We start from the raw sequence: 24,984 nt of genomic DNA on the forward strand, positions 1-24,984 counted from the left end.
GGGCGCGGCGGGTGCCGCGCGACGTGCCTCCCATGAAACGCCCTGACCCGCACCGTACGGGAGACGACAGACGCGAATCGGGCCTAGTCGTGACTAACTTGAAATACGACGCATCTTGCCCAGACGGTTCCGTCACGGAGTGCTGACTGACCCATCACTAATCGTCACTGACTACGAGCCTACCCGCGGCCTCCGGCCCCTCCGCGAGCAGCGCCGCGAAGCCGGCCTCGTCGAGCATAGGCACCTTGAGGGCGGCGGCCTTCTCCGCCTTGGACCCAGGGTTGTCGCCGACCACCACGAAGTCGGTCTTCTTCGAGACGGACCCGCTGACCTTGCCACCCCGGGTCCGCACCTCCTCGGCCGCCCGGTCCCGGGTGTACGTCGACAGTGTCCCGGTCACCACCACGGTCAACCCCTCCAACGGGCGCGGACCCTGCTCGATCCGCTCCTCGGCCATCCGTACGCCCGCCTCGGCCCACTTCCGCAGCACCTCGCGGTGCCAGTCCACCTCGAACCACTCCCGCAGGCTGACCGCGATCGTCGGCCCGACACCGTCCACCGCCGACAGTTCCGGCTCACCGGCCGCCCTGATCGCGGCGATCGAACCGAACTCCCGGGCCAGCGCCTCGGCCGCGGTCGGCCCGACATGCCGGATCGAGAGCGCCACCAGCACCCGGGCCAACGGCCGGTCCTTCGCGGCGGCGAGACTCGCCAGCAGCTTCTGCGCGTTCCGGCCCAGTGTGCCGTCCTTGCGGACGAAGAACGGCACCCGGGCCAGCCGCTCCTCGTCCAGACCGAAGAGGTCACCCTCGTCGGTGATCACTCCTGTGTCGAGCAGCGCACCGACCGCCTTGAAGCCGAGCACCTCGATGTCCAGCGCCTCCCGGCTGGCCAGATAGAAGATCCGCTCCCGCAGCTGGGCGGGGCAGGTCCGGGCGTTCGGGCAGCGGATGTCGACGTCGCCCTCCCGGGAGGGTGCCAGCGCGGTACCGCAGGCCGGGCAGCGGGTCGGCATCACGAACTTCCGGGCGCCCTCCGGCCGCAGCTCCACGATCGGCCCCAGCACCTCCGGGATCACGTCACCGGCCTTGCGGATCACCACCGTGTCGCCGATCAGCACGCCCTTGCGGTCCACCTCGTGCGCGTTGTGCAGGGTCGCCCGGGCCACCGTCGAGCCGGCCACCTTCACCGGCCGCAGCTCCGCGAACGGGGTCACCCGACCGGTCCGGCCGACGTTCACCTCGATGTCGAGCAACTCGGTGGTGACCTCCTCCGGCGGGTACTTGAAGGCGATCGCCCAGCGCGGCGCCCGGCTGGTCGAGCCGAGCCGGCCCTGGATGGCGACCGGGTCGACCTTCACCACCACCCCGTCGATCTCGTGCTCGACGTCGTGCCGGTGCGCGGCGTAGTACTCGATGTAGTCCCGGATGCCCGCCAGGTCCGCCACCACCCGCCATCGGTCGCTCGTCGGCAGCCCCCAACCGCGCAGTGCCGCGTACGCCTCGGACTGGGCGGCCGGGATGAATCCCTGCCGCGCCCCCAGCCCGTGGACGACCAGTCGCAGCGGCCGGCTCGCCGTGATCCGTGGGTCCTTCTGCCGCAGGCTGCCCGCCGCCGCGTTGCGCGGGTTGGCGAACGGCGGCTTCCCCTGCTCGACCAGCCCCGCGTTCAGGTCGGCGAAGGCGGCCACCGGAAAGTAGATCTCGCCCCGCACCTCCAGCAGCTCGGGAATCTCCCGGACGCCGTCGGCGAGCCGCTCCGGCACCTCCTTCAGGGTGCGTACGTTGGCGGTGACGTCCTCGCCGATCCGGGTGTCGCCCCGGGTGGCCGCCCGGACCAGCCGGCCCCGCTCGTAGACGAGGTTGATCGCCAGCCCGTCGACCTTCAGCTCGCACAGGAAGTCCACCGGACCGCCCGCGTCCCGCTCGATCCGCTCCACCCACCCCGTGAGCTGCTCCGGGGTGAAGGCGTTGTCCAGCGACATCATCCGCTCGATGTGCGGCACGGGGGTGAAGAGCGTCGAGAAGGTACCGCCGACCCGCTGGGTGGGCGACTCCGGGGTACGCAGCGCCGGATAGCGCTCCTCCAGCGCCTCCAGCTCGCGCAGCAGGGCGTCGAACTCGGCGTCGGAGACGATCGGCGCGTCGAGCACGTAGTACCGGTACTGGTGGTCGGTGATCTCGGTGCTCAGCTCGGCGTGCCGGTCCCGTGCCTCGGCGGTCGGCTCCTCGCCGGCCGCCGCCTCCTGCTCGGGACCGACACCCCGCGGGATCGCTTCCTCGGACACCTCGACCTCCTCGACCTCCCCGCAAACCTAACCGCTGTGCAAGGAAGGGCCCCCGTTATCGCTGCCGGTGGTAGAAGAGCCCCCTCCTGACCGGTGGGGCGGGCGGGGGTCAGTTCCAGGCGGCGCCGAGGGTGTGGAGCTGGTCGGCGTACTCGATCCGGTCGGGCCAGCCGGCCGGCCAGGCCGCCATCCCGTACGCCGCGCCGACGAACGCGCCGGCCAGGCAGGCGATCGAGTCAGAGTCGCCGGAGGTGGTGGCGCCGCGGGCCAGCGCCGACACCGGGTCGTCGGAGTGTCGGATCGCGCAGAACAGGGCGGTGGCCAGTGCCTCCTCGGCGATCCAGCCCGCACCGGTGGCCGCGCAGGCGTCGGTGCCGTCGTCCGGCCCGGCCAACGCCGCGTCCAGCGCGTCGAGCACGCCGAGACACTCGTTCCAGCCCCGGGCGATGAAGGTGACCGGGTCGTCGACGCCGGGCCGCTGCCACAGGTCGCCGAGCCAGTCCGCCCGGTAGACGGTGCGCTGCCGCTCGGCCCGGTCACGCAGCAGGCCGGGCAGCTCGGCCAGTGCGGCGCCGTCCCGCAGCACCCGGACCGCGTACGCGGTCAGCTCGCTCGCGGCGAGCCCGGTCGGGTGGCCATGGGTCAGCCCGGCCTGCAACTGGGCGGCTCCGGCCAGCGTCTCCAGGTCGTAGCCCGGGACCAGGCCGACCGGGGTGACCCGCATGTTCGCGCCGCACCCCTTCGAGCCGGCGACCGTCGCCGCCTGCCATGACAGCCCGTCGGCCAACCCGCCGCAGGCGCGCAGGCAGGTCATCCCCGGGGCGCGGTTGTTCTCCGGACTGTGCGCCCAGGCCACGAACCGCTGCCGCAGCAGCGGCTCCAGCACCTCGGGCGTGACCGCCGGGCCGGCGTCGTGCAGCGCCCAGCCGACCGCCAGCCCCAGCTGGGTGTCGTCGGTGACCAGGGCCGGCCGCCCGACCAACTCACGCGGGCCGGCCGGGCCGTATCGCCGCTGGATCTCGTCGACCGGCAGGAACTCGGTCGGTGCGCCGAGCGCGTCACCGTAGGCCAACCCGAACAGCGAACCGGAGGCGCGGGCGGCGGCAGCCGGCGACGCGGACGGGGATACCGCGCCCGGCAAGGGGGGTGGGACGGCGAGTGGATCATGCATGGCCGCCATCCTCCCGGGGCGGGCCCGGCATCGCCACCCCGCCGGTCCGGGCGGTCGGGTCAGTCGTCCCAGCAGAGGCAGAACGGGTGGCCGACCGGGTCGGCGTAGACCCGCCAGCCCTGGCCAGAGCCGGTCAGCCGGGTGGCGCCGAGCGCCAGCACCTTCGCCTCCGCCGCCTCGACGTCGTCGACGGTGACGTCCAGGTGGAACTGCTGGGGGCGGCTCGGGTCGGGCCAGCGCGGCTCCCGCAGGTTGACCGCCTTCTGGAAGGCAAGCCGGGGATGTTGTCCGGGGTCACCGCCGAGCACGACCCAGCCGTCCTCGGCGCTTCGGTCGTCGACGGGCAGCCCGAGCAGCTCGGCATAGAAGCCGGCCAGGGCACGGGGGTCGGGACAGTCGATAACGACGGTACGGAGTCGACCTATCATGCGGACATCCTGCCCCAGGGGTGGGACAGGAAAACCTAGTCCTCGGCGAGTCGGCGGCCGGCGTCCCGGCAGGCGGTGAGGACGGCCCGGGCGTACTCGTGGGTGGCGCCGGCCAGCCCGCAGGCAGGGGTCACCACCACCTGCTCGGCGAGCCGGGCGCGGGGAAAGCCGAGCCGGTCCCAGAGCTGGCGTACCCGATCGGCGACCCCGGCCGACGACGGCCCGCGCCCGCCCTGCGGCGGCAGCGTCGGTGCCGCCCCGGCGAAGAGGCCGAGCCCGGCGTCGATCGCCTCGCCGACCGGGTCGAGCCGGTCCACCAGGGCCAGGTCGAGCGCGACCGCGACCGCACCGGTGGCCCGGACCAGGTCCAGCGGTACGTCCCGGGCACAGCAGTGCAGCACCACCGGCGCGTCGACCGCCGACACCACCGTACGGAGCAGCCCGGTCGCCGTCGCCGGCTCGACCGGCCGGTACGTCCCCAACCCGCTCTCGGTCGGAATCCGCCCGGCCAGTACGGCGGGCAGCGCCGGCTCGTCCAGTTGCAGCAGCACCGTGGCCCGGGGCAGCCGGCGGCGGACCTGCGCCACGTGCGCGCGCAGCCCCTCGGCGAGCGACTCGGTCAGCTCCCGGACCGCGCCCGGGTCGCGGAGCAGCCAGCCGCCGGCCGGCCGCTCGACGTTGGCGGCCAGGGTGAGCGGGCCGGCCGCCTGGACCTTGAAGGTCCCGGTGAACTCGCCGGCCTGCTCCGTCATCTGGTCCAGATCACGTTCCAGCAGGTCGAGGGCGCGGCGCAGGTCCCGGCCCGGACGGCCGGCGATCCGCCACCGGGCGGCGTACAGCTCGACCGGCAGGTCCACCAGCAGCCCGCCGCTGCGGCCCACCAGGTCGGCGCCGGGTCCCCGGGCGGGCAGCTCGGGCAGGTGCGGCAGGGCCAGCTCGCCGAGCACGACCCGCTGGGCCTCGGCGATGTCGGTGCCGGGCATCGAACCGATGCCGGACGCCGCACCGGCCGGCCACGGCCACGCCGCCCCGGTCGCCGCCGTCGGTTCCACCGGTTGCTCGGACTGCCCCTGTCGATCGGTCACCTCGGCAGGTTACTCCCCGGCGCCGGCTCAGCCGGCGGCGCTGATGGTGGCGGAGCCGAGCACGACATCACCGCCCGGGTCGGGCCGGTACGCCACGATCGCCTGTCCGGCCGCCACCCCCCGCACCGGCTCGCGCAGTTCGGCGTGCAGCGCCGTGCCGTCCAGCCGGACCGTCGCCGGCACCACCTGGCCGTGCGCCCGCAACTGCACCTCGCAGTCGAGGGCACCGGCCGGCGCCGGCCCACCGGTCCAGACCGGGCGCTCGGCGGCCACCGTGGACACCTCCAGCGCCTCGGCCGGGCCCACCGTCACGGTGTTGGTCTTCGGGGTGATCGAGAGCACGTACCGGGGCTTTCCGTCCGGGGCCGGTACGCCGAGCGCCAGCCCCTTGCGCTGCCCCACCGTGTAGGCGTAGGCACCGCTGTGCGCGCCGACCACCGCACCGGTCCGGGCGTCGACGATCTCTCCGGGTGCCTCGCCCAGCCGGTCGGCGAGGAACCGCCGGGTGTCGCCGTCGGCGATGAAGCAGATGTCGTGCGAGTCGGGCTTGTCGGCGACCGCCAGGCCACGGCGGGCCGCCTCGGCGCGTACCTGTGCCTTGGTCGAGTCGCCGAGCGGGAAGATCGACCGGTCGAGCTGCTGCCGGGTCAGCACCGCCAGCACGTACGACTGGTCCTTGTCGAGGTCGACGCTGCGCCGGAGCAGCCCGTCCGGACCGAGCCGGGCGTGGTGCCCGGTGACCACCGCGTCGAAGCCGAGCGCCACCGCCCGGTCCAGGACGGCGGCAAACTTGATCTTCTCGTTGCACCGCAGGCAGGGGTTCGGGGTACGCCCCGCCGCGTACTCCGCGACGAAGGTCTGCACCACGTCTTCGTGGAACCGGTCGGCCAGATCCCACACGTAGAACGGGATGCCGAGCACGTCCGCCGCCCGCCGGGCGTCCCGGGAGTCCTCCAGGGTGCAACAGCCCCGGGCGCCGGTCCGGTAGGTCTGCGGATTGCGCGCCAGCGCCAGGTGTACGCCGGTGACGTCGTGTCCGGCCTCCACCGCCCGCGCGGCGGCGACCGCCGAGTCGACCCCGCCGGACATCGCTGCCAGTACCCTCACCGGTCCATCCCCTTCACCCGACGAGCGTAACCGGCCCGCGGCGCCTCAGCTCCGGGCGGACTTCACCGCGCCCGCCCGGCGGGCCCGCTCGACCACTCCGGGCAGCGCGGCGACCAGCGCGTCAACGTCGGCGGCGGTCGAGGTGTGCCCGAGGGAGAAGCGCAGGGACGACCGGGCCCGGTCGTCGTCGGCACCCATCGCCAGCAGCACGTGCGAGGGCTGGGCCACCCCGGCCGAGCAGGCCGACCCGGTCGAGCAGGCGATCCCCTGCGCGTCGAGGAGCATCAGCAGGGCGTCTCCCTCGCATCCGGGGAAGGAGAAGTGCGCGTTGCCGGGCAGCCGGTCGGCCGGATCGCCGTTGTAGAGCGCCTCCGGCACCGCCTGCCGGACCCGGGCCACCAGGTCGTCGCGGAGCGCGGCGACCCGGGCCGCGTACTCCTGCTGGGTCTTGACCGCGACCTCGACCGCGACGGCGAACGCGACGATCCCGGCCGCGTCCAGGGTGCCGGACCGGACGTCCCGCTCCTGCCCGCCGCCGTGCAGCACCGGTGTGCAGGCGACGTCCCGGCCGAGCAGCAGCGCGCCGACTCCGACCGGCCCGCCGAGCTTGTGCCCGCTGAAGGTCAGCGCGGCGACCCCGCTGGCCGCGAAGTCGACGGGTACCTGGCCGACCGCCTGCACCGCGTCGGTGTGGAACGGGATGCCGTACGCGGCGGCCACCTCGGCCAGCGCGGCGACCGGCTGGACCGTGCCCACCTCGTTGTTCGCCCACATGGCGGTGACCAGGGCCACCTCGTCGGCGTGCGCGTCGAGTTCGGCCGCCAGCCGGTCCGGGTCGAGCCGGCCCGCCTGGTCGACCGGCAGCCAGCTCGCGGTCGCCCCGTCGCGGGCGGCCAGCCACTCGATCGAGTCCAGCACCGCGTGGTGCTCGACCGCGCTGGCCACCACCCGGGTACGGCCGGGGCCGGCGGCCCGGCGCGCCCAGAAGATGCCCTTGACCGCGAGGTTGTCGCTCTCGGTCCCGCCCCCGGTGAAGACCACCTCGGACGGCCGGGCGCCGAGGGCGGCGGCGACCCGCTCGCGGGACTCCTCCACCCGGCGCCTGGCCCACCGTCCGGCGGCGTGCAGTGACGACGGGTTGCCGACCTCGCGGGCGGTCGCGACGTACGCCTCCAACGCCTCGTCGAGCATCGGAGTCGTGGCCGCGTGATCAAGGTAAGTCATCAGCATCCAGCCTAGTGCCAGAACCTGGCCCGCCGGCTCGACCACCCGCCCGCGCCCCGGCGGTTACCGCCGTCGGCGGATCTCCTCGGCGGCCTGCGGTACGACCTTGAGCAGGTCACCGACCACACCGAAGTCGGCCAGCTCGAAGATCGGCGCCTCGGCGTCCTTGTTCACCGCGACGATCGTCTTCGAGGTCTGCATGCCGGCCCGGTGCTGGATCGCGCCGGAGATGCCGAGCGCCACGTAGAGCTGCGGTGAGACGGTCTTACCGGTCTGTCCCACCTGGAACTGGTGAGGATAGAAGCCGGAGTCGACCGCCGCCCGGGACGCGCCCACCGCGCCGCCGAGCAGGTCGGCCAGCTCCTCGACCAGCTTGAAGTTGTCGGCGTTGCCGACGCCGCGCCCGCCGGAGACCACCACCGACGCCTCGGTCAGCTCCGGCCGGCTGCCCTTCTGCTCGGCCACCCGGTCGACCACCCGGGCCAGCCTGTCGACCTCGCCGAGCGCGACGTCGAGCTGCTCGACGGTGGGCGTGGCGGCGGCCGGGCTCGGGGTGACCGAGTTCGGCCGCAGGGTCACCAGCGGCAGGCCCCGGGTCACCTTCGAGGTGACGATGGTCGAGCCGGCGAAGACGACCTGGGTGGCGGTGCCGTCGGCGGCCAGCCCGACCACGTCGGTGAGTACGCCGTTGTCCAGTTTGACCGCCAGCCGGGCGGCGATCTCCTTGCCCTCCTGACTGGAGGCGAGCAGCACGGCGGCCGGCTGTACCCGGCGGACCAGCTCGGCCAGCACGGTCGCCTTCGGCGCCACCAGGTAGCCGTCGATCTCCTCGTGCTCGGCCGCGTAGATCTTCTCCGCGCCGTACTCGCCCAGCCGGTCGCCGAGCGCGGCCGCGGCGCCGGGACCGCCGAGCACCACCGCGGCCGGCGTACCCAGCTCGCGGGCGAGGGTGAGCAGTTCGAGGGTCACCTTCTTGACGCCGAACTCGCGAGTCGCCTCGACGACGACGAGAACCTCGGTCATGACTTCTCCTCCTGATTCCCGGTCGCGCTCAGACGAACTTCTCGGTGGCGAGGTACTCGACCAGCTTCGTACCGCCGGTGCCGTCGTCGGTGACCCGCTCGCCGCCGGAGCGCTCCGGGCGGCGGCTGTGTTCGAGCACCGTGCTGGTGGCGCCGGCGAAGCCGACCTCGTCGGCGGCGATGCCCAGGTCGGCCAGGGAGAGCGTCTGCACCGGCTTCTTCTTGGCCGCCATGATGCCCTTGAAGGAGGGGTAGCGCGGCTCGTTGATGGTGTCCCAGACCGAGACCACGGCCGGGGTCGCGGCGGCGACCACCTCGTAGCCCTCCTCGGTCTGCCGTTCCACCGTGAGGTTGCCGCCCTCGACGGTCAGCTTGCGGGCGCCGGTCAGCGCGGCGATGCCGAGCCGCTCGGCCAGCATGTGCGGCATGACCTGCACCCGGCCGTCGGTCGACTCGGCGCCGCAGAGCACCAGGTCGGCACCGAGCTGGCCGAGGGCGGTGGCGAGCACCTTGGAGGTGGCCACCGCGCAGGAGCCGTGCAGGGCGTCGTCGAGCACGTGCACGGCCTTGTCCGGGCCCATCGACAGCGCCTTGCGGATCGACTCGCCGGCCTTCTCCGGGCCCATGGTCAGCACGGTCACCTCGCCGCCGTGCGCCTCCTTGATCCGCAACGCCTCCTCGATGGCGTACTCGTCCATCTCGTTGATGACGTTGTTTGCCGACCCCCGGTCGACGGTGTTGTCGTCACTGCGCAGGTTGCGGTCCGCGCCCGAGTCGGGCACCTGCTTGACGAGTACGACGATGTTCATCGCGCTTCGACGACCCTCCTGTGTATGGCGATCCCCGCCGATCGTGGCGATCTCGATCGTGGCGATCCGGCCGGGTTGCTCGGGAGCAGCCTCCCGTCTCCTTAACGATCGGTCAACCGACGACCGGCCACTCGGAGCCCGAGAGGGTGTGGCGTTCCTAACGGGCAATGTTACCCGCAAGTAGCATAGGGGTCGGGGAACCCCGGGGTGACCCGGCTCACCGTCCCCGGCACCGGATCAGCCGGCCGCGGCCCGGCACCCGGATCAGCCGGCCGCGTCCAACGCCTCCCGCACGCTGGCCAGCACCGCCGTCTCGTTCGGGCTGATCCCGTCGTGCGCCCGGGCCACCTCCTCGGCGGCCCGCAGCACCGCCGAGCGGTAGCTGGCCACCTCGTCGGGGTCCCTCGACCGGAGGATCTCCACCGAGCGGCGCAGCGCGGGCAGCACCGCCGCCGACACCTCGTCCGGCGACCCGGCCGGCAACCGGGGCAGCGCACCGGTGGTGAGCAGCTCCCGGACCAGCCCGGTGGTGCCGGCGAAGGCGTCCGAGGCGGCCAGGCTCTCCCTGAGCATCGCGAACGCGCCCGGTTCGGCGCTCGACACCAGGAAGACCGCGCCGAAAGCGGCCCCCTTCAGGGTGGCCCGCTCCTCCTCGGTCAACGGTCGCGTCACGGGTTCGGAGTGTAGACGTACGGCGTGGTGGTGGTGACCGGGACGAAGCCGAGCCGCTGAAGAATCGGCCGGCTCTCCTCCGAGGCGTCCACCTGCAACAGACTGAAACCCCGGGCGTCGGCCAGCCGGGCCCGGTGGGCCAGCAGCGACCGGTAGATGCCCCGACGGCGCCAGTGCGGCAGCGTCGCCCCGCCCCACAGGGTGGCGAACCGGGTGCCGGAGACGAACCGGACCCAGGCGGCGCTGACCAGCTCGTCGTCGGTCTCGGCCACCACGATGGTCAGCGGCGGCTGGTCCAGCTCCGCACCGGCGGCCAACTCCCGCTCCAGCCCGTCGGCCAGCCAACGCCCGTCGTCGTCACCGCCCCAGACCCGCGCCTTCAGCTCCGCGATCCGGTCCAGGTCCGCCCGGGCGGTCACCTCGCGCAGGCGTACCCCCGCCGGCGGCACCGGCAGCGTCGCCGCCAGCGACGCGACCGGGCCGATCAGCACGGTCTCCCGCTCCTCCGGCACGAAACCGGCGGCCACCAGCCGGTCCGGCAGATCGGCCGGCAGGTCGTGACCGTGCAACTTCCACTCCACCGGCTGGCCGAGCCCGGCGAAGAGGTCCCGCTGCCGTACGATCAACTCGTCCAGCGCGTCCCCGGTCAGTCCGGCCAGGTCGCGGTAGGTCAGAAAGCCGCCCCGGTCCAGCCCCTGGATCCGCAGCAGCGGGCCGTCCCGGTCGACCGTCACACCCGGCGGGACCGGCTCGGGCGGGCGGGCCCGCAACTGGTTGTCGTAGGCCGTGCGCAGCAAATCGGCGTCGATGTCGCTCACCCGCCCAGGTTACGGGCGATGTCCACCCGATAATCTTCGAACGTGTACCAGTCGGTCCGGCGGTGGTTCGACCCGCGCGAGTTGCGGCAGGTCGGCGAGACGCCGGACTACCGCTTCTCGCTCGCCAACGAGCGCACCTTCCTGGCCTGGCTCCGCACCGGCCTGGCGCTGGTCGCCGGCGGGCTCGCCATCGCGCAGTTCCTCCCGCCGCTGCCGGTACCGCACCTGCGGGAGGCGCTCGCCGTGGCACTGCTGCTGCTCGGCGGCGTGGTGGCGGTGCGGGCGGTCGACCACTGGGCGCGTACCGAGCGGGCCATCCGGCTCGGCGAGGAGCTTCCCGCCTCGCGGTTTCCCGCCGTACTCGCCCTGCTGATCGGGCTCGGCGCGGTACTCCTCGTGGTGGCGGTGCTGATCCAGGCCGCCGGAGACCAGTGAGCCCGCGACGGGCCGGGCCGGCGCATCCGCCGCCGCCGGAGCGGGACGCCGGGCTGTCCGGCGAGCGGACCAGGCTGGCCTGGCGGCGCAGCGTACTGACGGTCGGGGTGGTGGCGGTGCTCACCGCCCGGCTGGCCCTGATGAACGGGACGATCGGGGTGCTGGTCACCGCCCTGGCCGGGCTGGGCTGGCTCGGCGTACTGGTGGTGGCCTTTCCGCGCTCCGCCGGCCGCGGCGACCCACCCGGGCCCGCGCTACCGGTGATCGCCCTGGTCACCGTCGGTTTCGCCGCACTCGGCCTGCTGCTGGTCCTGACGTCGGTGCGCTGAGGCGATCGGGTACGTCATCATGGCCAGATGGTCCGCCTCTACGCGCTCCTCGCCATCGGACAGCTCATCCTGGCCGTCTTCGCTCTGATCAGCTGCCTGTCGGCCGAGGACGACGAGATTCGTGCGCTTCCCCGGTTCGCCTGGGTCCTGATAATCCTCTTCTTCCCGCTGGTCGGCTCGATCGCCTGGTTCGTCGCCGGCCGTCCGGTCAGCCCGGAACGGTCGGCCACCGGCAACCGCCCGGCGGGTCGTCGGGACCGCCAGCCCTCGCTGGCCCCCGACGACGATCCGGAGTTCCTCCGTTCTCTGGACGAGAAGCGGTCGAAGCAGGACCGCGAACTGCTCGACCGCTGGGAGCAGGACCTCCGGCGCCGGGAGGAGGATCTGCGCCGCCGCAACAGCCAGCCGCCCCGGGAAGAGGACAAGCCGGACGTCTGAAAGACAAGCCGGACGTCTGACCGGTAGCCGGCGACCGACTGCCGGCGACCGACTGACCCGCGGGACCGCCACCGGATGGTGCGGAGTCCGCCGTTCCGGGGACCTGCGGCCGACAGCGGCCGTAGCATGGCCCAGACCGGTGCCACCACCCCTCGCACCGCTGTTCGGCGCGGCCGCGCCCGGGGCGAAGGACGACAGGCATGACACACGGGGTGGTGACCGGGCCGGCATGGCCAGCGGACGGCTCGCCGGAACCCGACGACCGCCGGCCGGACCGGCCGGGGTGGGTCGAGGGCTCGCCGGCCAGGCTCGGCGGGCTGACCTTCGGACTGGCCCAGGCGGTACTGCTGTTCTGGTGGGCCGCCCGCTATCCCGGCCTGTTCAGCCCGGACTCGCTCGACCACGTCTGGCAGGCCACCACCAGCAACTGGAACACCCACCACCCGGTCAGCTACACCGCACTCGTCTGGTTGTCGGTGCGGCTCACCGGCGGGATCGGCGCGCTGACCCTGGTGCAGACCACCGCCCTGGCGGCCGGCCTGGCGTACGCGGTCACCGGTCTGCGCCGGATCGGGGGGCCGGCCTGGGCCTGGGGCACGGCGGCGCTGGTGGTGGTCGCGCTGCCCCCGGTCGGCACCTTCACGGTCTGCGTCTGGAAGGACGTGCCCTTCGTCGTCTGCCACGTCTTCCTGCTCGGCACGGTGGCCCGGATGCTCGCCACCCGCAGGCCGGAGGTCACCGGTGCGCGGACGCGGACGCCCGGTCGCGGTCCGGAGGCCGGCTGGTCCGGCCGGGCGGACTTCGGTGCCGTCGTCCGGCACGCCGCACCCGCGCCGCGCACGGCCGGACGTCCGACCGGGAACGCCCGGCGGATGTCGTGGGCCCTGCCCGGCATCCTCGCCGCCGAACTGACCCTGAGCTGCCTGTTCCGGCAGAACGGCTTCGTGGTGGCGTCGATCGTCGCGGTGCTGCTGGCCCTGCTGCTGCGCGGGGTGGCTCTCCGGGTCCTGCTGGCCGGGGTGCTGGCCACCACGGTCGGGCTGCTGACCAACTGGACCCTGCTGCCCGCCCTCGGAATACGGGACAGCGAGTCCATCGTGGCCTACGAGGCCTTTCTCGCCGACCTCGCGATCGGGTACGCCGAGCGCCCCGCCGACTTCCCCGCCGCCGATCTTGCCCTGCTGACCCAGGTGGCACCGTTGGCGCACTGGCGCCAGTCGGCGGACTGCTACACCGTCGACTCCACCGTCTATCACCCCGACTTCGACCGTCGGGCCGCGGCGGCGCACCACGACGAACTGCTGTCCGCCTGGTGGCGGCTGGTACGCCGTTCGCCGGAGACTGTGCTTGCCGCCCGGATCTGCCGGAGCTCGATCGCCTGGCGCCCCACCCCGGCCGGCGGGCTACGAGCCAATCCGACCGCCTGGGCACTGCCGGTCTACCTGGAGCGGGATTCGAGGTTCCAGCGGGCCGAGGTGCTGGCCGTAGCGTACAGCCGGCCGCTGGCCGAGCAGGTCAGCGACGTGGCCGACGTGCTCTCCAGTCGGGTCGGCAAGCCCGAGTGGCTGCTCTGGCGCGGCGCGACCTGGGCGTACCTGGCGTACCTGACGGTCGGGCTGCTGGCCTGGCGCCGGCGGGACCGGGCACTGCTGGCGCTGGCCACGCTGAGCCTCGGCAACCAGCTCTCGGTACTGGCCGTCAACAACGCACAGGCCGCCCGCTACATGGCCGCACCATTCGTACTCGGCGTACTGCTGCTGCCGCTGCTCGCCGCCCACCGTCCCGACCGGTCCGGCCCGGACGCCGGGCGGGCCTGGTGGGCCGGCGCCTCGGCCGCTGCCGACCGGGAGCCGCCGCTCCGGGTCACCGACCTGACGGTGGTCGCCGACACCGGTACCGCCGGACCGCCCGACCCGGCACAGCAACTCGACCCGGCACAGCAACCCGACCGGGCGCAGCAACCCGACCGGGCGCCCCAACCCGACCCAACCCACCAACTCGAGCTGCCCGACCGGGCCGACCGCGTCGACACGGCGGACGAGCCCGGGCTCCGGGAACCCCCGATCGGCCCGGCCGAGTGGTGGACCGACCCCGCCGACCGGTCCCGCTGACCGCCGGGCCGGGCCGGGTCAGTTCGGGCCGGGCCAGGCCGGGTCGGTCGGGGTCGGGGTCGGGGTCGGATGAGGTTGGACGAGCGCGGGTAGGCGTCGGCCGGGTCGGGGTCGGGGTCAGGGTCAGGGTCAGGCGAGGTTGGACGAGCGCGGGTAGGCGTCGGCCGGGTCGGTCAGCACGTTGACCAGGTAGGGCACCCCGGCGTCGAACGCCCGCTCCAGCGCCGGGCCCAGGTCGGCCGCCTTCGCGACCGTCTCGCCGGCACCGCCGAGTGCGCTCACCACCTGGTCGTAGCGCAGCTCGGGCTGGAGGTCGGCGGCGACGTCGTAGCCGTACATGCCACGCATCGGGTGCTTCTCCAGGCCCCAGATGCCGTTGTTGCCGACCACGATCACCACCGGCAGCTTCTGCCGGACCAGCGACTCGACGTCCATCAGCGAGAAGCCGGCCGCGCCGTCGCCCATCAGCACGCAGATCTGCCGGTCCGGGTAGCTCACCCGGGCCCCCATCGCGTAGCCCATGCCGGTGCCGAGGCAGCCGTACGGGCCGGGGTCGAGCCAGGTGCCGGGCTGGGCCGGCTCCAGGTAGCGCCCGGCGTACGAGACGAAGTCGCCGCCGTCGCCGATGGTGACCGCGTCGGGGGCGAGCACCCGGCGCAGCTCGCCGTAGACCCGGGCCGGTTTGATCGGGTCGGTCTCGGCCGCCATCGCCGCCGCGTCCCTGGCCCGGGCGGCCTCCTCGGCGGTACGCAGCCCGTCGATCCACGACTCGTGCTCGGTGCGGTCACCGGAGTACTCGGCGAAGGCTGTCAGGGTCAGCCGCAGGTCGCCAGCGGGGCTCACCGCCGGCTCGACGTGCCGGGCCCGCTGGCTCGGCGCGTCCACGACGTGCACCACCCGGGCGTCGCCGAAGTCACCGAAGCCGAGCCGGAAGTCGAGCGGGGTACCGACCACCACGACCAGGTCGGCGCCGGCGAGCGCGGCCCGGCGGGCCTTGGCGAAGCCGAGCGGATGACCGGGCGGCAGGGCGCCCCGCCCCATCCCGTTGGTGAAGACGGGGACCCGGAGCGCCTCGGCGGCGGCCCGCAGCGCCTCGACGGCGTCCCCGGCGTAGACGTGGGAGCCCGCGATGATCACCGGACGTTCGGCCCCGGCGATCAGCCGGACCGCCCGGTCCACCTCGTCCGGGTCCGGCTCGACGGGTGCGATCGCCGGTCCGGTCGGCGGTTCCGCGTCACCGGTGGAGAAGATCACCTCAAGCGGCAGGTCGAGGAAGACCGGGCCCCGGTGCGGGGTCAGCGCCGTGTCGAGCGCCCCGGCGACCGCACCGGGTACGTCGTCGGTCGACAGGACCGTGGCCGCGTGCTTGGTGACCGGGGCGACCAGCGGTACGTGGTCGATCTCCTGGAGACTGCCCGAGCCCCAGCGGAAGGCCGGGGCGCGTCCGCCGAGCACCAGCACCGGGGAGGCGTTGAAGAAGGCACTGGTCAGCCCGGAGATCCCGTTGGTGACCCCGGGACCGGCGGTGAGTACGGCCAGTCCCGGCCGGCGCTGCAACTTGGCCACCGCCTCGGCGGCGAAGACGGCCGACTGCTCGTGCCGGACGTCGTAGATTGGAAAGTCGGTGCGGTGCGCCGCGTCGTAGAGCGGGAAGACGTGGCCGCCGGAGAGGGTGAACATCTCCCGCACGCCGTACGCCCGCAGGGCCGCCAGGGCCAGGTCGCCGCCGTGTCCTTCGATCCGTTCCGTCATCGCCGCTCCCGCCGCTCGTCCGCCGTGGTTCGTGCTCGTCCGCCGTACCCGCCGCTCGCCCACCGGGGTTCGTGCTCCTCGGCGGGGTTCCTGCGAGGTTACCGGCCGGTCGGAAAGCACATGAACAACACTCACCTGTCCCGGACGGCGATCATCGACCGGTGAAGTCGGGGCGGCGCTTCTCGACGAAGGCGGCCATCCCCTCCCGGCGGTCGTCGGTGGCGAAGAGCGCGGCGAAGAGCTGGCTCTCCCAGGCCAGCCCGGAGGCGAGATCCATCTCCAGCCCGCCGTCCACGGCCTGCTTCGCCGCCCGCAGCGCCTGCGCCGGGCCGGTCAGGTACGGCCGGACCAGCGCCACCGCCTCGGCGTAGACCCGGTCGGCCGGAGCCACCCGGTCGGCGAGGCCGATCCGGAGCGCCTCGGCGGCGTCGACCATCCGGCCGGACATGATCAGGTCCTTGGCCCGGGCCGGGCCGACCAGCCGGGCCAGCCGCTGGGTGCCGCCCGCGCCGGGGATGATGCCGAGCTTGATCTCCGGCTGGCCGAGCTTCGCGTCCTCGGCGACCACCCGCCAGTCACAGGCCAGCGCCAGTTCGCAGCCGCCGCCGAGCGCGTACCCGGTGATCGCCGCGACCACCGGCTTCGGGATCCGGGCGAGCGCACCCAGCGCACTGGAGAGATCGGTGGCTCGCTGCGCCATGTCGACGTACGACATGTCGGCCATCTCCTTGATGTCGGCGCCGGCCGCGAAGACCTTCTCCCCGCCGTACACGATGACCGCGCGGACGTCCGGATCGGCGGAGACCGCACTGGCGGCGGCGCGCAACTCCTCCTGAACCTGGGTGTTCAGCGCGTTCATCGGCGGCCGGTCCAGCCGGATCGTGCCGATGCCCTCGTTGGTGTCCACCCGGACCAAGTCGCCCACAGCCCACCTCCACGTCGCAGTCGCGAGGCTCACCCTAACGGGCGTTCGGCCACCCCCGGCAGGTCGGTGTGGATTCGGCGCGGCCCCTGCGGGGTACCGTTCGGGCGATACGCTGAGCACGTCGGAATCGGCCGAGCGGAACGACGATGACCACGTACGGAACGGCGATGACCACTTACTACGACGACCGCACGATACGGATCACCTCGGAGGCGATCCGGGTCGACGGTCGGGCATATCCACTGGTCGAGATCGCCCGGGTCTGGCACGTCCGGGGCGCCCGTTCCTGGGGAACCCTCGCCAACCGGGGCGCGCTGCTGGCCGGGCTCGCCGGCCCGCTGGTCGCCGCCGCGCTCGGCATCCTGATCGCGGTACGCCTGCACACCTCGCCGACCGCCACCATCGCGATCGTCGGCGTCTCGGTGCTGGTCGGGCTGGCCGCCGCCCCGATCGCCGACTACCTGCTCGAACATGTGGACCGCAGCTACGCGCGCGGCGCGCACCGCCTGGAGATCTGGGCGCAGTGCCGTGGGGTGCCGGTCCGGTTGCTGAGCACCGCCGACGCCCTGCGGTTCGGCCAGGTCTACCGGGCGTTGGAACGCGCCGTCGAGCAGGCCGCGACCCCCACCCGCAACCGCTGACCGACGGGAACGCGCTGACCGGCGAAAGCGCCGACTAGCCGTGAACCGTCACGTCGGGTGTCGTACCCGTCTCGTAACGTGCCCGCATGCCCAGTGCAGAACACGAGTCCCCGGTCGCCCTGGCAAAACTCGACCCGAGCCTGGTCGCCTGGCTACTCACGCACGTGTTCAACGTCAAGGTCCCCGACTACCACCACGCCCGCCCATACCCCACCGACGTACGAGTCCTGGTCCCCCGCACCTACCACGCAGACGGCATGCTGCTCTACTGCGACCCCACCGACCAGCCACTCCTCGCCGTCGTACTCGAAATCCAACGCCGCTGGGACGCCACCAAACGACGCACCTGGAAGCTCTACGTCGCCCAACTCGAAGCCGAACTGAACGTCGACGCCGCCCTACTGGTCTACTGCCCCAACCCACGAACCGCCCGCCGCTACCGCAGCCTGTTCGAGTTCGACGGACTGAGCCTGTCACTACGACCGTTGATCTTCACACCCAGCGACGTACCACTGGTCGTGGATGTCGACCTGGCCCGAACCAACCCCGCACTCGCCGTCCTCTCCGCCATCTGCCACGGCCACGACCCCCAGGTCGAAGCCACCTTCCCCGCCCTGATGGCAGCACTTCGCTCAGTCAATCCGAAGACCGCGATCTTGTACTATGACGTAGTACTGGCCGGACTGCCCGCAACAGCCCGGACCCGTTGGGAGGCCTTCATGACCACCACCGCCGGCTACGAATACCGCAGCGAACTACTGCGAGAACTCGCCGCCCGACACGAAGAGCAGGGCGAGGCGCGAGGTGAGGCCCGGGCGATTCTGACCGTGCTCGAAGGGCGCGGCGTGACCGTACCCGCCGAGGCCCGCGAGCAGATCCTCTCCTGCACCGACCTGACCCAACTCGACACCTGGCTACGCCGAGCCGGCAACGCCACCACCGTCGACGACGTCCTCGGCAAATAGCCGCCGCCAGCCGGCGCTGCCAGCTCGCTGGTGGCGAGCGCGGACGCGTCCCGGTCGATCCAGTACCAATTGATCTAAGTTCTTGACCCTCTTCCGCCTGCCCTCCTACTGTTGCGAGCAGGTTTCGTGCTTCGATAGGCCGCTGTGAAGCGGCGTCGATCCCACCCGCAGCGGCGCGAGGAGACACGATGGCGACTTTCCCGTCCGGCCCGGCCATTCCGCCTGCGGCCTCCCGCTCCGCGCGCCACACGCTCGACCGGCGCCGCCTGCTCGGCGGTGCCGCGTATGCGGCCGGTGCGCTGGCCCTGCCCGTGGGGCTGGCCGGCTGTGAGAAGCCGACCGAGGGCGGCAGCGGCGGGACGGTGACCTTCGGCTCCAACTACTCCGACGAGGTGCCGAAGAAGGCGCTCGCCGAGGTGCTCGCCAACTCCGGGCTCGACGTGAAGATCAACACCGTCGACCACAACACCTTCCAGGAGAACATCACCCGCTACCTCCAGGCGACGCCGGACGACGTCTTCAGTTGGTTCTCCGGGTTCCGGATGCAGTACTTCGCCGCCCAGGGGCTGGCCACCGACATCTCCGACATCTGGCAGTCGATCGGCGGCGACTTCTCGGCCGCGATGAAGCAGGCTTCCACCGGTACCGACGGCAAGCAGTACTTCGTGCCGTTCTACTACTACCCGTGGGCGATGTTCTACCGGAAGAGCCTCTTCCAGGAGAAGGGCTACCAGATCCCGAAGACCTGGGACGACCTCAAGGCGCTGGCCGGGAAGATGCGCTCGGACGGGATCGTTCCGATCGCCATGGCCGACAAGGACGGCTGGCCCGCGATGGGCACCTTCGACTACATCAACATGCGCACCAACGGGTACGACTTCCACGTCAGCCTGATGGCCGGCAAGGAGTCCTGGGAGGACAGCCGGGTCAAGCAGGTCTTCACGCTCTGGCGGGAGCTGCTGCCGTTCTGCCAGCCGGGGGCGAACGGGCGGACCTGGCAGGAGGCGGCGCAGTCGCTGGGCCAGAAGCAGACCGGGATGTACCTGCTGGGCATGTTCGTCGGCCAGCAGTTCCAGGGTGAGATCGCGGACGACCTGGACTTCTTCCCGTTCCCGCAGATCGTCGAGGCGCACGGGCAGGACGCGGTCGAGGCGCCGATCGACGGCTTCATGATCTCCAGCAAGGTGAAGAACCTCGACGGGGCGAAGGACCTGCTCCGCTACCTGGCCAGCGCCGAGGCGCAGAACACCTACCTGAAGTCCGACCCGAACAACGTCGCCACGCACAACGGCGCCGACACCAGCGGCTACAGCGCACTGCAGAAGAAGGCGGTGGAGTTGGTCGGCGGTGCGAAGCAGATCTCCCAGTTCCTCGACCGGGACACCCGGCCGGACTTCGCCTCGACGGTGATGATCCCGTCGTTGCAGAGCTTCCTGAACAAGCCGGACGACATCGACGGGCTGTGTAGCCGGATCGAGTCGCAGAAGAAGACCATCTTCGCCTCCTGAGGACTGAGGACAGGTCGCCGGTGACTCCGACCCCGACGGCACCGCCGGACCAGGCTGGGCGGGCTGCGGACGTACCCCGGTCGACGGCCCGGCGTCGACGGCGCCGGATCGGCCGGTTCACACCGCGCGACATCGCGGTGATCGGGCTGCTGCTCGGCCTGCCGCTCCTGCTCGACCTGGTGCTGATCTGGGGTCCGACGCTGGCCTCGATCGGGCTCTCGTTCACCTCGTGGGACGGGCTGACCGAGATCCGGCCGGTCGGGCTGGAGAACTACGTCAACATCGTCAGCAACTATCCGCCGTTCTGGCCGGCGGTCCGACACAACCTGATCTGGCTCGCCTTCCTCGGCCTGGTCGCCACGCCGTTCGGGCTCTTCCTGGCGGTGCTGCTGGACCGGGAGATGCGGTTCACCCGCTTCTACCAGACCGCGTTCTACCTGCCGGTGGTGCTCTCGCTGGCGGTGGTCGGCTTCATCGCCCAGCTCGTCTTCTCCCGCGACTACGGTGCGGCGAACGCGATCCTGGGCCGGACCGACAACCCGGTCGACTGGCTCGGCGACCCGTCGATCAACCTCTGGTCGGTGCTGCTGCTGGTCGGCTGGCGGCACGTCGGATACGTGATGCTGCTCTACCTGGCCGGGTTGAAGGCCGTCGACCCCGGGCTGAAGGAGGCGGCGTCGATCGACGGGGCGAACGAGGTACAGACCTTCTTCCGGGTGGTCTTCCCGACGCTCCGCCCGGTCAACGTGATCGTGCTGGTGATCACCGTCATCGAGGCGCTGCGCGCGTTCGACATCGTCTACGCGATCAACCGGGGGCGCAATGGTCTGGAGCTGCTCTCGGTGCTGGTCACCGACAACATCGTCGGGGAGGCCAGCCGGATCGGGTACGGGTCGGCGATCGCGGTGATCCTGCTGCTCATCTCCACCGGCTTCATCGCGGTCTACCTGGTGCAGGTCTTCCGGCGGGAGGAGGAGAGGTGAGCAGCGGGGTCGGTGTCGAGGAGCGGGCCACCGGGCGGCGCGGGGCGACGGGGCCGGGCAGCCCGCGTCGGAAGCGGCCGGTGAGCCCATGGCGGTGGGTGATCCGGGTCTTCCTCTGGGCGATGGCGCTGGGCTGGCTGGTGCCGCTGCTGCTGCCGCTCTACGCCTCGCTGCGGCCGTATGCGGAGACCGCCGCCGAGGGATACTTCTCGCTGCCGAAGACACTGAACTTCGACTACTACGTGCAGGCGTGGCAGGGCGGCAACCTGCCGCAGCACTTCCTGAACACGCTGCTGGTGGCCGTGCCGGCGGTGCTGCTGACGCTCTTCTTCGCCTCGTTCGTGGCGTTCCTGATCTCGCGGCGCCGGCTGCCCGGCGGCCGGATGCTGCTGATCCTCTTCACCGCCGGCAACCTGCTGCCGCAGCAGGTGGTGCTGACCCCGCTCTACCTGATGTACACCAAGATTCCGCTGCCCTGGTGGATGAGCTGGCCGTCGGAGCTGGTCTACGACTCGTACTGGGGGATCATCGCGATCCACGTCGCGTTCCAGACCGGGTTCTGCGTCTTCGTGCTGAGCAACTACATGGACACCATCCCGCGCGAGCTGATCGAGGCGGCCACGGTCGACGGGGCCGGGGTGTGGCGGCAGTACTGGCGGGTGGTGCTGCCGCTGGTCCGGCCGGCGCTCGGCGCGCTCGGCACCCTGGAGTTCGCCTGGATCTACAACGACTTCCTCTGGGCGGTGGTGCTGATGTCCACCGGCGACAAACTGCCGGTGACCAGCGCGCTGAACAACCTCCGGTCGGTCTACTTCACCGACTACAACCTGCTGGCCGCCGGGTCGATCCTGGTCGCGCTGCCGACACTGATCGTCTTCTTCGTGTTGCAACGGCAGTTCGTCGCCGGGCTGACGCTGGGTGCCAACAAGGGCTGATCCTCGGCGCCGGCGAGGGCTGATCCTCGGACTGCCGCTCGGGTTGACCCGAATCCGACCGTCTGCGGCGGTGGCGCCGACAGCGGGCGCCGCGCTTTGCTGGAACGGTGACGCTCTATTACCGGGACGACACGGTACGGGTAACCTCCGAGACCATCCACGTCAACGGGCACAGCGTGCCGATCGCCGAGGTGTCCTACCTCTGGCACGCCCGAGGCCGGGGCACCGCCCGGACCAGGGGACGGCTCGCCGGGCGAGGAGTGCTCATCTTCCTGCTCTCGATTCCGCCGCTGGTGGTGATGGTCTGCGTGCTGTCGCTGGCGTACTCGGCCCAGGACCGGGGCGAGTGGAAGCTGGCCGCGATCGTGCTGGCGGTCTGCGTCGTCGGTGCGCTGGCGCTCTTCCCGTTCCTGGAGGTGCCGCTCTACTGGCTCGACCGGTCGTACGAGCGCGGTGCGAAGGTCCAGGAGCTGTGGGTGCAGTACCGGGGTAAGGAGGTGATGCTGCTGCGCAGCTCGGACGCGCTGCGGTTCGGGCAGATCTACCGGGCGATCCAGCGCGCCATCGAGCAGCACAGCCCAGAACGGTGACGGTCAGCCGGCCGGGACCAGGACAGTGCTGCCGGACCAGTCGATGTCCTCCTCGGCGACGACCTGCGCCGGCTCGCCGTCCTCGTCGAGTAGGCCGAGCGAGGCGTAGTAGCGACCGAACCCGTACGCCCCGGCGGTCAGCGTGGCGACCGCCCAGGTCCGGAGATGTTCGGCCAAGGGCTCCGGGCCTCGGTGACCCACGTTGACCTCGACGACACCGAGCAGGTCGTAGCGCTCGTCGCGGGTGCCCGAGCCGACGACCTGGGACAGCGTGAACGCGTGCCGGACCGCCGGCTCCTCGAAGACCCATCTGCCTGTGCTGGACATCGCTCCTCCTTCGTCACTGGTCACCCCGTTCAGCATTGACGAAGATCGCGTTTATATCAAGGGAGTGACAAACAGAAGATGGTCTGCGTAGTATCGACCATCATCCTTGTCGGCAGGAGGAGTCGTGATGAGCGCCGGGTCGTCTGGAGGGTCGTCGAGGTCGCGTCGGGTGAAACCGAGCCCGGTGGAGTCGCCGACGGTGCAGGCGTGGGAGCTGGGCATCCGGTTGCGCGAGCGCCGAGAGGAGCTGGGCATGACCGCTGTCGCGGCCGGTCGGGCCACCGGCATCACCCAGGCGTACGTGTCGGGTGCGGAAGCCGGCAGGGTCAAGCTTCCGGTCGACCGGCTGGCCCAGTTCGTGCAGGTCTACGAAATCGAGCCGAACGAGGCGGCCGAGCTGGAACGGCTCCGGGTCGCCGCCACCGGGCGGGCCTGGTGGCACCAGTACTCGCAACTCTTCCCGGCCGAGTTCCTGCGGTTCCTCGGCTACGAGGCCGGCGCCGATCACATCCGCAGTTACGACAGCGAGCTGTTGCACGGTCTGCTGCAGACCGAGGCGTACGCCCGTGCGGTCATGCGCGGCGGCAACACCTACGTGCGGCTCACCGAGGTCAACCGGCGAATCGCCGCCCGGATGGCCCGGCAGACGCGGTTGACCGGTGACAACCCGATCAGGATCACCACGGTGCTCGGCGAAGGCGTGCTGCGGCAGCAGATCGGTGGGCCAGCCGTGATGCGCGAGCAGCTCCAGCACCTCGCCGCGCTGGTCACCGAGCAACCGGAGCAGGTCCAGATCCGGGTGATGCCCTTCACCGCCGGCGCCTACCCGGCGCTCGGCGGGCCGTTCCAGATCCTCTCCTTTCCCTCGCCCCGGCTACCCGACTTGGTCTGGCAGGAGATCCTGACCTCCAGCGACATCATCGACCAGTCGGCTCGGGTCGCCGACTACGTGATCACCTTCGAGGAGACCCTGGAACGCGCGTTAAGCTCGGACGAGTCGCTGGCACTGATCCGGCGAATCGCCGAGGAGATGACGTGACCCCTACCGAGCAGACTCCCGAGCGGGACTGGTTCAAGTCCACCTACAGCTCCAACAACGCGGCCTGCGTCGAGGTGCGGATCGCAGGCGGGACTGTCGGGGTACGGGACTCGAAGGATTCCGGCGGCCCTGTCCTCGCCTTCGCAGGGCCGGCCTGGGCGCGCTTCGTCGCCGTACTCGGGTCCGCGCCGCGTTGATGTCGTCGCGGCTGCTGCGGCGGCCCCACCGATCATTTTGACGGCAACGGTGACGGCAACCTGGACGACAACCACGCACGATCGGCGTGAGATTGTCAGCCGTTGAGCGCGCGGCGCAGATCCTTCATCAACAGCAGCAGGTGCATCGGGTCGGTCGGGCTGGCCTCGAACTTGGCCAGCCGTAGGTAGAAGTCGCGGGCGGCTTCGCTCTCACAATGGATGAGCACTGCCCGTACGCCGATGACCTCCCCGGCTGTGGCGATCCGCCGCAGAGCGTCGACCACCAGGGCCCGACCCAACCCGACGCCCTGGGCGGATCGGTCGACACCAAGCCGGGTCAGGATCACCACCGGTTGGTAGCGGCCGGCGCCCTGCCTCAGCCGCGGGGAGGCATCGGCCGGAGCAACGCTGCCCGCCGCGAGGGCGTAGTAGCCGGCCACCCGCTGATCAGGGTGGTCGGCGTCCCGCACCACGTACACCCGGGACAACCCCGCCCGATGGGCCTGCAAGGCATGCTCGACCAGCCACACGGACTGCGCCCGCGACCCGCAGTCGAACCCAGCCAGCGCATGCCCGGCCGACAGCGCCTCGGCCGGCGAGAAACGAGAACTCACCGCGCCGCACCGCCGGCCGGCGGGTCAAGCACCGTCGGACCAGTCAACAGCTCGCGCAGCCCGGCGACATCCTGCGCCGGGCCCTGCAACGCCTCATCGAAGACCCGCCAGGCCTGCTCGTCCAGCAGGAACGCCCGCCGGTCGGCAAGCACATCCGCCGCCGCCTCGGTCGCCGCCTTCAACACAAACGTCGACACACTGTCCCCGGCCGCTTCGCTAGCCGCTTCCAGCAACGCCTTCTGCTGCTCATCCAGCCGCAGGTGCAGCCGCTCCGCTTTCGCACTCACCCCCAGAGCGTACGCACAACGTACGCCAGAGGCAAGCTCGATTGACACCACGACCGGCACTACAGAAGCCGACCGAGGCCGGGATGGCCGCCCAGCCACCAGCAGGTGTCGACCAGCGGCTGGCGTGCCCGCTCAGGTGCCGCAGGCTGACGCGGGTCGGGGTCTGTCAAGTTAACGGCTGATCTTGGTTGTTGAGGTGGTCAGTCGTTGGCCGGGGTGAGCCGGCCATCGAAGGCGAGCTGGAAGGCGTTCAACGGTGCCTTCCAGCGCATGGTCCACCGCCGG

General features: G+C 71.8%; 27 protein-coding genes. 12 read left to right on the plus strand and 15 right to left on the minus strand.

Annotated elements, in window-relative coordinates:
* Positions 1-157: 157 nt before the first annotated feature.
* The 10 genes from ligA to ABNF97_RS14150 form a co-directional block, all read right to left on the minus strand.
* Positions 158-2,287, minus strand: a complete 2,130-nt coding sequence (ligA, locus tag ABNF97_RS14105; RefSeq protein ID WP_349338791.1) for an NAD-dependent DNA ligase LigA — start codon at positions 2,285-2,287, stop codon at positions 158-160.
* Between the two features lie 109 nt (positions 2,288-2,396).
* Complete coding sequence (locus ABNF97_RS14110; RefSeq protein ID WP_349338792.1) at positions 2,397-3,458, minus strand: ADP-ribosylglycohydrolase family protein; 1,062 nt, start codon at positions 3,456-3,458, stop codon at positions 2,397-2,399.
* A 59-nt stretch (positions 3,459-3,517) separates the two neighbouring features.
* Entirely contained in the window at positions 3,518-3,886 is a 369-nt protein-coding gene (locus ABNF97_RS14115; RefSeq protein WP_130464461.1) for a VOC family protein, read from the minus strand.
* Between the two features lie 35 nt (positions 3,887-3,921).
* Positions 3,922-4,869: a uroporphyrinogen decarboxylase/cobalamine-independent methonine synthase family protein gene (locus tag ABNF97_RS14120; protein WP_130466233.1), complete on the minus strand. Its 948-nt coding sequence runs from the start codon at positions 4,867-4,869 to the stop codon at positions 3,922-3,924.
* 129 nt (positions 4,870-4,998) lie between these two features.
* Positions 4,999-6,078, minus strand: a complete 1,080-nt coding sequence (gene mnmA, locus ABNF97_RS14125; RefSeq protein WP_130464462.1) for a tRNA 2-thiouridine(34) synthase MnmA — start codon at positions 6,076-6,078, stop codon at positions 4,999-5,001.
* Between the two features lie 45 nt (positions 6,079-6,123).
* Positions 6,124-7,302 carry an aminotransferase class V-fold PLP-dependent enzyme gene (locus ABNF97_RS14130; protein ID WP_130464463.1) on the minus strand — a complete coding sequence of 393 codons (1,179 nt, stop codon included), beginning with the start codon at positions 7,300-7,302 and terminating at the stop codon, positions 6,124-6,126.
* Between the two features lie 63 nt (positions 7,303-7,365).
* Positions 7,366-8,325, minus strand: coding sequence for an electron transfer flavoprotein subunit alpha/FixB family protein (locus tag ABNF97_RS14135; protein ID WP_349338793.1), 960 nt, complete (start codon positions 8,323-8,325; stop codon positions 7,366-7,368).
* Between the two features lie 28 nt (positions 8,326-8,353).
* Entirely contained in the window at positions 8,354-9,133 is a 780-nt protein-coding gene (locus ABNF97_RS14140; protein WP_130464465.1) for an electron transfer flavoprotein subunit beta/FixA family protein, read from the minus strand.
* A 264-nt stretch (positions 9,134-9,397) separates the two neighbouring features.
* On the minus strand, positions 9,398-9,805 hold the full coding sequence (locus tag ABNF97_RS14145; RefSeq protein ID WP_349338794.1) for a hypothetical protein: 408 nt from the start codon (positions 9,803-9,805) through the stop codon (positions 9,398-9,400).
* A complete protein-coding gene (locus ABNF97_RS14150; protein WP_130464467.1) occupies positions 9,802-10,623 on the minus strand; it encodes a GNAT family N-acetyltransferase in 822 nt (273 codons plus the stop codon). The genes ABNF97_RS14145 and ABNF97_RS14150 overlap by 4 nt, the downstream gene beginning before the upstream one ends.
* A 42-nt stretch (positions 10,624-10,665) precedes the next feature.
* Between ABNF97_RS14150 and ABNF97_RS14155 the strand changes: the two genes are divergently transcribed.
* The 4 genes from ABNF97_RS14155 (at position 10,666) to ABNF97_RS14170 (ending at position 13,936) form a co-directional block, all read left to right on the plus strand.
* Positions 10,666-11,058 carry a DUF202 domain-containing protein gene (locus ABNF97_RS14155; protein WP_130464468.1) on the plus strand — a complete coding sequence of 131 codons (393 nt, stop codon included), beginning with the start codon at positions 10,666-10,668 and terminating at the stop codon, positions 11,056-11,058.
* Positions 11,055-11,387: a DUF202 domain-containing protein gene (locus ABNF97_RS14160; RefSeq protein ID WP_130464469.1), complete on the plus strand. Its 333-nt coding sequence runs from the start codon at positions 11,055-11,057 to the stop codon at positions 11,385-11,387. Before ABNF97_RS14155 ends, ABNF97_RS14160 begins: the two co-directional genes overlap by 4 nt.
* 27 nt (positions 11,388-11,414) lie before the next feature.
* Positions 11,415-11,825, plus strand: coding sequence for a PLDc N-terminal domain-containing protein (locus ABNF97_RS14165; RefSeq protein ID WP_130464470.1), 411 nt, complete (start codon positions 11,415-11,417; stop codon positions 11,823-11,825).
* Positions 11,826-12,025: 200 nt separating this feature from the next.
* Positions 12,026-13,936: a hypothetical protein gene (locus ABNF97_RS14170; protein ID WP_349338795.1), complete on the plus strand. Its 1,911-nt coding sequence runs from the start codon at positions 12,026-12,028 to the stop codon at positions 13,934-13,936.
* A gap of 129 nt (positions 13,937-14,065) precedes the next feature.
* Here ABNF97_RS14170 and ABNF97_RS14175 read toward each other — a convergent pair whose 3' ends face one another.
* Positions 14,066-15,688 (minus strand): acetolactate synthase, encoded by a 1,623-nt coding sequence (locus tag ABNF97_RS14175; protein ID WP_349338796.1) that lies wholly within the window; start codon positions 15,686-15,688, stop codon positions 14,066-14,068.
* A gap of 151 nt (positions 15,689-15,839) precedes the next feature.
* Complete coding sequence (locus ABNF97_RS14180) at positions 15,840-16,613, minus strand: enoyl-CoA hydratase-related protein (RefSeq protein WP_130464473.1); 774 nt, start codon at positions 16,611-16,613, stop codon at positions 15,840-15,842.
* 167 nt (positions 16,614-16,780) lie between these two features.
* Between ABNF97_RS14180 and ABNF97_RS14185 the strand changes: the two genes are divergently transcribed.
* The 6 genes from ABNF97_RS14185 to ABNF97_RS14210 all read left to right on the plus strand — a co-directional run bounded on the left by ABNF97_RS14185 (position 16,781) and on the right by ABNF97_RS14210 (position 22,235).
* Positions 16,781-17,254 (plus strand): DUF6232 family protein, encoded by a 474-nt coding sequence (locus tag ABNF97_RS14185; protein WP_130466234.1) that lies wholly within the window; start codon positions 16,781-16,783, stop codon positions 17,252-17,254.
* Between the two features lie 86 nt (positions 17,255-17,340).
* Positions 17,341-18,219 carry a hypothetical protein gene (locus ABNF97_RS14190; RefSeq protein ID WP_349338797.1) on the plus strand — a complete coding sequence of 293 codons (879 nt, stop codon included), beginning with the start codon at positions 17,341-17,343 and terminating at the stop codon, positions 18,217-18,219.
* A 188-nt stretch (positions 18,220-18,407) separates the two neighbouring features.
* Complete coding sequence (locus ABNF97_RS14195; protein ID WP_349338798.1) at positions 18,408-19,727, plus strand: ABC transporter substrate-binding protein; 1,320 nt, start codon at positions 18,408-18,410, stop codon at positions 19,725-19,727.
* Between the two features lie 20 nt (positions 19,728-19,747).
* Positions 19,748-20,710, plus strand: coding sequence for a carbohydrate ABC transporter permease (locus tag ABNF97_RS14200; protein ID WP_349338799.1), 963 nt, complete (start codon positions 19,748-19,750; stop codon positions 20,708-20,710).
* Entirely contained in the window at positions 20,707-21,645 is a 939-nt protein-coding gene (locus ABNF97_RS14205; RefSeq protein ID WP_349338800.1) for a carbohydrate ABC transporter permease, read from the plus strand. Before ABNF97_RS14200 ends, ABNF97_RS14205 begins: the two co-directional genes overlap by 4 nt.
* A 107-nt stretch (positions 21,646-21,752) precedes the next feature.
* Entirely contained in the window at positions 21,753-22,235 is a 483-nt protein-coding gene (locus ABNF97_RS14210) for a DUF6232 family protein (RefSeq protein ID WP_349338801.1), read from the plus strand.
* A 3-nt stretch (positions 22,236-22,238) separates the two neighbouring features.
* On the opposite strand, the gene ABNF97_RS14215 is transcribed toward ABNF97_RS14210, so the two are convergent.
* A complete protein-coding gene (locus ABNF97_RS14215; RefSeq protein WP_349338802.1) occupies positions 22,239-22,562 on the minus strand; it encodes a hypothetical protein in 324 nt (107 codons plus the stop codon).
* A gap of 169 nt (positions 22,563-22,731) precedes the next feature.
* Between ABNF97_RS14215 and ABNF97_RS14220 the strand changes: the two genes are divergently transcribed.
* Both ABNF97_RS14220 and ABNF97_RS14225 read left to right on the plus strand, forming a co-directional pair.
* A complete protein-coding gene (locus tag ABNF97_RS14220) occupies positions 22,732-23,601 on the plus strand; it encodes a helix-turn-helix domain-containing protein (RefSeq protein WP_349338803.1) in 870 nt (289 codons plus the stop codon).
* Positions 23,598-23,798 (plus strand): DUF397 domain-containing protein, encoded by a 201-nt coding sequence (locus tag ABNF97_RS14225; RefSeq protein WP_349338804.1) that lies wholly within the window; start codon positions 23,598-23,600, stop codon positions 23,796-23,798. The genes ABNF97_RS14220 and ABNF97_RS14225 overlap by 4 nt, the downstream gene beginning before the upstream one ends.
* A 95-nt stretch (positions 23,799-23,893) precedes the next feature.
* Here the strand turns inward: ABNF97_RS14225 and ABNF97_RS14230 are convergent, their stop codons facing one another.
* Together ABNF97_RS14230 and ABNF97_RS14235 are read right to left on the minus strand one after the other, a co-directional pair.
* Positions 23,894-24,412 (minus strand): GNAT family N-acetyltransferase, encoded by a 519-nt coding sequence (locus ABNF97_RS14230; protein WP_349338805.1) that lies wholly within the window; start codon positions 24,410-24,412, stop codon positions 23,894-23,896.
* On the minus strand, positions 24,409-24,699 hold the full coding sequence (locus tag ABNF97_RS14235; protein WP_349338806.1) for a type II toxin-antitoxin system TacA family antitoxin: 291 nt from the start codon (positions 24,697-24,699) through the stop codon (positions 24,409-24,411). Before ABNF97_RS14235 ends, ABNF97_RS14230 begins: the two co-directional genes overlap by 4 nt.
* Positions 24,700-24,984 lie beyond the last annotated feature (285 nt).

The sequence above is a fragment of the Plantactinospora sp. B6F1 genome (assembly GCF_040120695.1).
Taxonomy (GTDB): Bacteria; Actinomycetota; Actinomycetes; order Mycobacteriales; family Micromonosporaceae; genus Plantactinospora.

Bases quoted from the DNA above. Each gene is read 5' to 3' on its own strand.
- ABNF97_RS14135 (WP_349338793.1), bottom strand. From the start codon at position 8,325: ATGACCGAGGTTCTCGTCGTCGTCGAGGCGACTCGCGAGTTCGGCGTC.
- ABNF97_RS14110 (WP_349338792.1), bottom strand. From the start codon at position 3,458: ATGCATGATCCACTCGCCGTCCCACCCCCCTTGCCGGGCGCGGTATCC.
- ABNF97_RS14140 (WP_130464465.1), bottom strand. From the start codon at position 9,133: ATGAACATCGTCGTACTCGTCAAGCAGGTGCCCGACTCGGGCGCGGAC.
- ABNF97_RS14170 (WP_349338795.1), top strand. From the start codon at position 12,026: ATGACACACGGGGTGGTGACCGGGCCGGCATGGCCAGCGGACGGCTCG.
- ABNF97_RS14195 (WP_349338798.1), top strand. From the start codon at position 18,408: ATGGCGACTTTCCCGTCCGGCCCGGCCATTCCGCCTGCGGCCTCCCGC.
- ABNF97_RS14115 (WP_130464461.1), bottom strand. From the start codon at position 3,886: ATGATAGGTCGACTCCGTACCGTCGTTATCGACTGTCCCGACCCCCGT.
- ABNF97_RS14190 (WP_349338797.1), top strand. From the start codon at position 17,341: ATGCCCAGTGCAGAACACGAGTCCCCGGTCGCCCTGGCAAAACTCGAC.
- ABNF97_RS14130 (WP_130464463.1), bottom strand. From the start codon at position 7,302: ATGACTTACCTTGATCACGCGGCCACGACTCCGATGCTCGACGAGGCG.
- ABNF97_RS14215 (WP_349338802.1), bottom strand. From the start codon at position 22,562: ATGTCCAGCACAGGCAGATGGGTCTTCGAGGAGCCGGCGGTCCGGCAC.
- ABNF97_RS14185 (WP_130466234.1), top strand. From the start codon at position 16,781: ATGACCACTTACTACGACGACCGCACGATACGGATCACCTCGGAGGCG.
- ABNF97_RS14165 (WP_130464470.1), top strand. From the start codon at position 11,415: ATGGTCCGCCTCTACGCGCTCCTCGCCATCGGACAGCTCATCCTGGCC.
- ABNF97_RS14120 (WP_130466233.1), bottom strand. From the start codon at position 4,869: ATGCCCGGCACCGACATCGCCGAGGCCCAGCGGGTCGTGCTCGGCGAG.
- ABNF97_RS14175 (WP_349338796.1), bottom strand. From the start codon at position 15,688: ATGACGGAACGGATCGAAGGACACGGCGGCGACCTGGCCCTGGCGGCC.